Source organism: Hyalangium sp. (genome assembly GCF_035629615.1).
GTDB lineage: Bacteria > Myxococcota > Myxococcia > Myxococcales > Myxococcaceae > Hyalangium.
Genome location: NZ_DASPHO010000308.1, coordinates 1 through 7,454, shown reverse-complemented (window position 1 = coordinate 7,454; position 7,454 = coordinate 1). Strand labels below are relative to the sequence as shown.

9 protein-coding genes are annotated in these 7,454 nt (G+C 68.1%); 5 read left to right on the top strand and 4 right to left on the bottom strand.

The features are described from left to right. The 5 genes from truD to VD972_RS15665 all read left to right on the top strand — a co-directional run. Nucleotides 1-941: tRNA pseudouridine(13) synthase TruD (gene truD / locus VD972_RS15685; protein ID WP_324987637.1), on the top strand; the 941-nt coding region annotated here is incomplete at its 5' end. A gap of 129 nt (nt 942-1,070) precedes the next feature. Beyond that, a complete protein-coding gene (locus VD972_RS15680) occupies nt 1,071-1,637 on the top strand; it encodes a sigma-70 family RNA polymerase sigma factor (protein ID WP_324987639.1) in 567 nt (188 codons plus the stop codon). Then, nucleotides 1,634-2,137 (top strand): hypothetical protein, encoded by a 504-nt coding sequence (locus VD972_RS15675; protein ID WP_324987634.1) that lies wholly within the window; start codon nt 1,634-1,636, stop codon nt 2,135-2,137. Before VD972_RS15680 ends, VD972_RS15675 begins: the two co-directional genes overlap by 4 nt. A gap of 7 nt (nt 2,138-2,144) precedes the next feature. Continuing rightward, nucleotides 2,145-3,617: a hypothetical protein gene (locus tag VD972_RS15670; RefSeq protein WP_324987631.1), complete on the top strand. Its 1,473-nt coding sequence runs from the start codon at nt 2,145-2,147 to the stop codon at nt 3,615-3,617. A gap of 145 nt (nt 3,618-3,762) precedes the next feature. Continuing rightward, the gene (locus tag VD972_RS15665) at nt 3,763-4,842 is read left to right on the top strand and encodes a hypothetical protein (protein ID WP_324987628.1); all 1,080 of its coding nucleotides are present in this window, start codon (nt 3,763-3,765) and stop codon (nt 4,840-4,842) included. Nucleotides 4,843-4,862: 20 nt separating this feature from the next. Here the strand turns inward: VD972_RS15665 and VD972_RS15660 are convergent, their stop codons facing one another. From VD972_RS15660 to VD972_RS15645, 4 genes are all read right to left on the bottom strand, one after another. Then, nucleotides 4,863-5,204 (bottom strand): hypothetical protein, encoded by a 342-nt coding sequence (locus VD972_RS15660; RefSeq protein ID WP_324987626.1) that lies wholly within the window; start codon nt 5,202-5,204, stop codon nt 4,863-4,865. Nucleotides 5,205-5,270: 66 nt separating this feature from the next. Then, nucleotides 5,271-5,690, bottom strand: coding sequence for a hypothetical protein (locus tag VD972_RS15655; protein WP_324987624.1), 420 nt, complete (start codon nt 5,688-5,690; stop codon nt 5,271-5,273). A 182-nt stretch (nt 5,691-5,872) separates the two neighbouring features. Continuing rightward, nucleotides 5,873-6,340 (bottom strand): hypothetical protein, encoded by a 468-nt coding sequence (locus VD972_RS15650; RefSeq protein WP_324987621.1) that lies wholly within the window; start codon nt 6,338-6,340, stop codon nt 5,873-5,875. A gap of 116 nt (nt 6,341-6,456) precedes the next feature. After that, on the bottom strand, nt 6,457-7,454 hold a 998-nt coding region (locus VD972_RS15645), incomplete at its 5' end, for a formylglycine-generating enzyme family protein (RefSeq protein WP_324987619.1).

Sequence of the window (7,454 nt, the reverse complement as noted above, 5' to 3'; positions counted from 1 at the left end):
ACTGGGGCAACTGGGACGCGCGCGTCCCCTACGAGGGCTCGAAGAAGTACCACCGCATCCTGCGCTCCCTGCGAGACCACCCGGGCGACTGGGTGCGCGCCTTCCTGCAGATCGACGCGGACTACCGCGCCATGCTGCTGTTCACCTACCAGAGCTACCTGTGGAACGAGGGCGTGCGGCGCTACCTCCAGCTGCTGCTGCCGCGCGAGCACCTCTTCCCCATGCGCTACCAGGCCGGCACGCTCCTGTTCCACCGCGATGCCAGCCCCGAGGTGCTGCGCACGCTGCGCGACGCCACCTTCCCGCTGCTCGCGCCGGACACGACGTTCAAGGATCCCAAGGTGGAGGAGGCCGTCCAGTGGACGCTCGGGCGCGAGAAGATCGCGCTGAAGGATCTGGTCATCCCCGAGGCCAGGCGCATGCTCTACTTCAAGCACGAGGAGCGCCCGGTGCTCGCCTTCCCGCACAAGCTGGTGCTCGGGCGGCCCATGCCGGACGAGGTCAACCGCGGGTCCATCAAGGTCAACATCGCCTTCACCCTGCCCCCCGGGGCCTACGCCACCCTCGTCGTCAAGCGCCTCTTCCACTTCTCCTGGAGAGAGGACACCCCCGACGAGATCCGCGCGGCCCAGCGCCCCCGCCTCACGGAGGCAGTGCAGCGGGAAGCCCCCAGGCCCCGCGAGGAGCGTGCTCGTGGCCTCTCCGAGCGAGGTGCTCCCGCCACCCGGAGCCGAGGTGCCCCCGAGCGCGACCTGGGTGGACGCTCCTGGGCCCCCGAGCCGCCCCAGCAGCCTCGCGAGCCAGCCCCTGCCCAGGCGCCCGCTGAGCCCCGAGAGCCTCCTCCCGGCTTCCGGGAGCAGCAGCGCCTCAAGAAAGAGGCCAAGGCCAAGGCCCGCGTGGATTCGGCGGTTAAGCACCCGAAATCACAAAAGAAAAAGTAGAATTCCGGGGGTGGGGAAAAATAGGCTCACGCGCGAACGCAATGGGGGGACCCATGCTGCGTAGACCCAAGCGTGAACGCTCTCACATTCGATCCCATTGGGGACATCGCTCAGGCCATCGGGTCACTGATGGCTGAGGAGGCCCCAACGCTCCCCTGGAAGGCGGACGTGCTGGCCGCCCGCCGCGGGGACCCCAACGCCTTCGAGGCGCTGGTGCGCAGCGTCCAGCGCGCCGTCTACGGCCTGGCACTCCGGCTGCTCAACAGCGAGGCAGAGGCGGCGGAGGTGTCGCAGGAGGCCTTCCTCCGGGCCTACCAGAACCTGCATCGTTACGATGAGTCCCGGCCGTTTGATCTCTGGGTGATGGCCATTACGCGTAACCTCTGCCTGGATCTGCTGCGGCGGCGCACCAAGATGCGCACCGAGGAGCTGGAGCCCATGAAAGAGGTGCTCCCCAGTGGTGAGATCTCGCTGGAGGACGGCGCCATCGCGCGCCAGGAGCGCCAGTCGCTCGAGGAGGCGATGACCACCCTGTCCGCGGAGGACCGGGAGGTGCTGGCGCTCTACTACGTGCAGAAGCGGACGACGAAGGAGATCGCCCAGATCCTGGGCTGCGCGCCGGGCACCATCATGGCGCGGCTGTTCCGGGCTCGGGAGAAGCTCCGCAAGAAGATGACGACGGAGGAGCCCACATGACTCCGAACCAGTGTCCCGATCTCGAGGTGCTCTTCACCGAGCTGGAGGCCGGCGAGGGCTCTGCGCTCGATCACGCCGCCACCTGCGCGCTGTGCAGCGCCGTCCTGGAGGATCACCGCCAGCTGGAGAAGGATCTGTACCGGCTGGCCGATCCGCTCCCCCCGCCCACGCTGGTGGCCAACGTGATGGCGCGGGTGGCCACCGAGCCCACGCCCCTGCGGCGCGAGCTGTGGGCCGGCATCCCCATCCTGGTGGCCTCACTGGGGGTGGGGCTGGGGTTGCTGATCACCAACGATCAGGCGCTGTCCCAGCTCGGGGCGGCGCTCGCGGCCCTGGTTATGGACGGCAAGGGGTTGCTCCAGGGGCTCGCCAGTGGGGCGAACGCCCTCTGGAGCACCGCGGCCGGCCCCGTGGCCGCCATCCTCATCATCCTGCTGATCGTCTCCTTGTCCGGTCTCAAGCGGCTCGTGGGCGACGGTCCCAACCCTTCCCAAGCGTGAGTGTCCCATGAAGATCGCCTCCCGCATTCTCCTGCCTACCCTGCTGCTCGGCGCGTCCGTGGCGCTCGCAGCGGAGACTCCCACCCCTGCTCCCGCCGAGGCCCAGGCAGCCCAGGCCGTGAAGACGATCGACGTGAGCTTCCGCGGCTCACTCCGGGATGCGCTCAAGCGCATTGCCCAGGACGGTGGCATCAACGTGGTGGCCACCGGTGAGCTGGACACCTCTGTGGAGGTGCACCTCAAGGGTGTCACCGCCCAGCAGGCCCTGCGCACCATTGCGCGCACCTATTCGCTGCGTCTGGACGAGGAGGGCTCCATCTTCACCCTGCGGCCCATGACGCCAGCGGAGAAGGAGTCGGCGCCCACGGCGAACGCGGCTCCGCCCATGCCGGCGCCCCCTCCGGGGCCCGGTCCGATGGGAGTTCCGCCCATGCCGCCCGTGGCCGTCACACCGCCAACGCCCCCGACTCCTTCCGAGCTGCTGGAGGAGGTCGAGGAGGAGGAGATCGACTCCCGTGAGATCCGGAACAGGGTCCGCGACGAGGTCCGCAAGACCCAGCGCCGGAGCAGGGGTGAGCGGGATGTGGTGGCGCGTGGCCACTCGCTGGAGGTGAAGGAGGAGGACAGCGTGCACAACGCCGTTGTCTATGGCGGCAACCTGGTGGTGAAGGGGCATGTCGAGGAGGACGCGGTGGCCTTCAGCGGCAACGTGGACATCTTCGGCACGGTCGAGGGGGATGCGAGCGCCTTCAACGGCAACGTCACCCTCCATCCGGGCTCGGCCGTGATGGGAGATGTCTCGGCCATCGGCGGCACGGTGATCCGGAACGATGGCGCCCACGTGGAGGGTGGCATCGAATCCTTCGGTGGCGGGAACGTGGGGAAGGTGGTCGCTGGCCAGGTGAAGGACACCCTCAAGAAGGAGTTCCGGAAGAAGGAGGCTGCTGCGGATGAGGATGACGACGCGGATGAGGACGACCGTGGGCAGGGCCTCCCGGGGTTCTTCATCAAGTTCGCCGCGCTCTTCGGCCTCGGGTTCCTGGGGCAGCTCTTCTTCCCCGCGCGCATGAAGGAGCTGTCGGCGACGGTCCGCGCGCAGCCCATCCGGAGCGGGTTCGTGGGCTTCCTGGGTGCCCTGGCGCTGATTCCCATCACGCTGGTGCTGTCGATCACCATCCTGGGCATCCCGGTAGCGGCAGCCCTGCTGCTGGTGGCCGCGCTGGCGGCGGTGCTGGGCTTCACCGCGGTGGCGAGCGAGATCGGGATGCGGGTGCCCATCATGCGCGGGAGAAAGACGCAGGCGGTGGTGCTGGCGCTCGGGTTGCTGATCCTCCTGACGCTGACGTCCCTGCCGGTGCTGGGGTGGTTGGTGATGATCCCGACGGTCCTGATGGGCTTTGGAGCCGCCATCCTCACCCGGTTCGGCCACCGGCTCCGCGGCATCCCCGAGCCCCTGTCGCGCTCCACGGCCGACGTCTGAGCCACTCACGCCGCGCAGCACCCCACGGGGGGCGACCCACACACCGGGTCGGCCCCCGTCGTGCTTTCAGCGCTGACATGCCGCAGTCCGAGCATCCGAAGCTCGTTGTGCGAAGATGCGGGATCCCATCTCCGCGGCTTCGCTCATGAGAAGACCCCACGCCCCCGCGCGCCCGACGCCTCGTACCTCGTCTCCGCGCACGCTCTCGATCTTCATGCCCTTCTCGCAGAAGGTGCTCTACACGGGGCTCTTCGGCCTCATCGCCCTGCTGCCGGTGGGCGTGCTCTGGGTGCTGATCCGGGGGGTCACGGGCCCCACGGTGGCGAACTGGGTGAGCGCCGGGGCGCTGCTGCTGATCCTCGGCTTCTATGCCTGGAAGCTGCACATGGTGGAGGCGCACGGGCGCTTCTCCCTCTTCGAGGACCGCATCGAATGGAAGGGGCTCCATCCTCGGCGCCTGCGGACAGTCCTCGAGCACCAGGTGGTGCGTTACTCAGAGATCGGGCACATCGAGCGAAACCCCTTCAGCATCCTCCTCCGCCACGGCCCAGAGACCCGGATCGAGAACCAGCGGCTGGATGTCGCCGTTCGCCCCGAGGAGCTGGACGCGCTCTGGGAGGAGCTCACGCGCAAGGTCTCTCGGGCGATTCCAGCGGGCTCGGTCGTCTCCGTGCGTCCCCCAGACGAGCAGCCCACGTACTACCTGCCCTCAGGCGATCCCTTGGCGCGCCTCTCTTCTGAGCGCACCGTGGCAGGGCCCTTCCGCCTCGAGTCTCAGGACCTCACGTGGCGCATCCGCTCCAAGGGGGATGAGGAGCCCCTCGCGCACATCCGGCGGCAGTCCACGCGCGGGCGAGGTACCACCGACGGGCATTGGCTCATCGAGACGCCGGAGGGAGAGCTGCTGGCGTACCTCTGGAAGTATCTCCAGGCTCCGTCCGGGAGCCACTACAACGTCCGCGGCCTCCGAGGCGAGGAGCTGGGACGGCTGAAGGTGAGGCCGGGCCTCTTGAAGACCGAGGCCGAGCTCATCACCGGCGTACAGCGCCTGCACCTGGTGCGGGCGTCGGGCTCGGTGCGGATAGAGCAGGATGGGCAGCACGTGGCGCAGCTGGAGGACTCGCGGCTGCTCAGCGTGGACCAGGGCCAGGTCGTCGGCGAGCTGCCCTATCTGACGTTCTCGCTCGCGGTGGCGGTAGGTGTGCTGATGTCCAAGGGCGATTGAGCGTCCTGCCGGGTGACGTGTCACTCGGACTGCACATCGTCGAGCTGCAACGCCACCAGCTCGAAGCCTCCGCCGACGTGCTTGAAGCCATGGCGCTTGGCGCGCCTCACCACCACCTCCAGGACCGTGTAGCCCAGCAACAGCTTGAAGCCGAGTTCCTTGGCCTTCTGGGAGATGGCCGTCACGATGAGATCGATTGCCTTGTTGCGCTCTTCGCGGTCCAGGTCCGGCGCAGCGACGAGGCCTTCGATCCACGCCACAGAGCTGTCCGTCCGGTACAGAAACCCGGCACCCTTGCCGGGGATGATGAACCCCGTCTGCGGCAGGGCATCCGGGGTGATCTCCTCGTTCCGGAACCGCATCCAGGCGCGAACCTGTTCGAAGTGCAGTTCCGGAACGTAGAGCTCGGGAGTCATCAGGGCCGATGACTAGCGGAACATCAGCTGCGCCATGCGCTGCGCGCTCAGCTCCACCGCGTTGTTCTGGCCGAGCGTGGTCAGCTTCTCCGCGCCCTTCTTGGCGACGTTCTTCACCAGGTCGCCGACCAGGTCGGTCACGCCGCCCTTGCCGCCAGCCGCGCCCAGCAGGCCGCTGAAGAGGCTGTTGCCGCCGAGACCATCCAGGATCCCGCCGCCGGCCGCACCCGCGAACTTGCCGAGCAGACCCTTGGCCAGACCGCCACCAGGGATCAGGTTACCGGCCGCACCCAGCAACGCCTGCAGGGGCTTCTCGCCCGACAGCAGGCCGCCAGCGAAGCTCGCCGCAGCGCCGAACAGCGGGTTGATTGCCCCGAGAATCGGAGCTGCGACCTTCAGCACCTTGCCAATAGCCTTGCCGACTGCACCCATGGTTTTGATCCTTTTCAAGAGGCCGTCGTGGCGGCCATCGATTGTGTCTGACAAAGGAGTTATCGAACGTACCCCGGGAGGGTTGTCCCCACAGAGTAAACAAACTGAGGGAAATGGTAGTTACGCTCGGGGCAGAGGGGCGATGCCTAATGGATTCAAGGACTTGGCCACTGCGGTGAGGATCAGGACTTGGGGGCGGAGCCCTTCTCGGGGTTCGAGCCCTGATCGGGGACGGTGGCGCCCTCGGGCGCGCCCTTCGGGGCCTCCGAGGTACCTAGCGCGGCCTGGTAGCGCTCCTGGGAGCGATCATCGCTATAGCCATCTGGCATGTGCGCGGGGCTGTGGGCGATCTCGCCACTGACGATCTTCTCCAGGTGGGTCTTCACCTCGTCGACGGTGGGGATGTTGGGATCGCGCGCCTTGAGCTCCTCATCCGGGAGGACCCAGACCTGCGGCGGCTTCTCGGGGTGGGTGGCGTAGTCGATGATCCTCTCGACATAGTCGGGCACCGGGACATCCAGCAGGCGGGCCTGCTCGCGCACGTCCGGGTCCGCCATCAGCTGCGCGCGCACTTCCTCGATAGGGCGAGGCAGCTTGCGCTCGGGGTACACCTTGTTGTCGCCACTGTTGGGGGGGGCTCCTTCGGACATGGTGATCTCCAGGGCCCGAGGACTCAGGCAGGCGGCTCGCCATGTCCGGCCCGGGCATGGGCATATTGCTAGCCCAGTCGGCCCGGATCTCAAAGAGTGCGGAACTCCCTGCGACTCTACGGCGTCTGGGGCAGCTCCGCGCAGACGCGCAGGCCTACTGTGAGGTCTCGCAGCGAGGCATCTGACGGATCGCGGTTGGCGGAGCGGGCGGAGTTGGGGCCGTAGTAGTAGCTGCCACCGCGAGCCACGGGTTTTGCGGGCTCCAACCAGTTGCGCGTCCACTCCCAGGCATTGCCTGCCATGTCTTCCACGCCGAAGGGGCTGCGGGAGCTGGGGTAGGTGCCCACTTCATCCGGGCCGAAGCCGCCTGACTTCTGGCCGTAGGTGAGGTCGATGTTGGCGTCGTCCGAGCCGAGCTTGTGCCCATGAGGGTACTCGCGCCCGTCCACGCCCCGCGCGGCCCGCTCCCACTCCAGCTCCGTGCACAGCCGCGCGCCCGGCACGCCTCCCTCCGTGAGCGGCCGCTTCGCCAGCCAGGCCACGTACGCCTCCGCGTCCCCGAGGTTGATGCCGGTGACGGGCATGCGCAGCCAGTCCTGCTCGGCACGCCGCGCCCTCTCCGGGTAGAGCAGCGGCTCGCCCTCACGGACCGTGTACTCGCTGGAGCCGGGGCTGGGCTTGAGGTGGAGCACCCAGGTCCCCTGCACCTGCTCCAGCTTCAGCTGGCCGACGTAGTCCTTCACCCCGGGTGTCCGGCGCTTGCGCTCCTCCGCCGGCAGGTCCTTCAGGAAGGCCAGCCAGTCCTGGTACGTCGTCTCATAGCGGGAGATGAGGAAGGCCTCCGTGTGTCGCTCGTGGAGGGGCAGGGTCTTGAAGAAGTCGCGCATGGCGTCCACGGAGCTGCCGAACAGCAGCGGCCCCGGTGGGACATAGATGAAGTCCTTGGGCAGCGAGCCAAGGGGGAGCAGCGGCAGCCTCAGCAGCCGCTTCTCTCCGCGCGTCAGCCTCAGCGGCATGGAGGCGGGCTCATGGCCTGGAGCGCTCGCCGTCAGCTGGTACAGGCCTGGCCGCACCTGCACCTCCTTCCAGGGTCCGGAGGTGAGCAGCAGCGGCG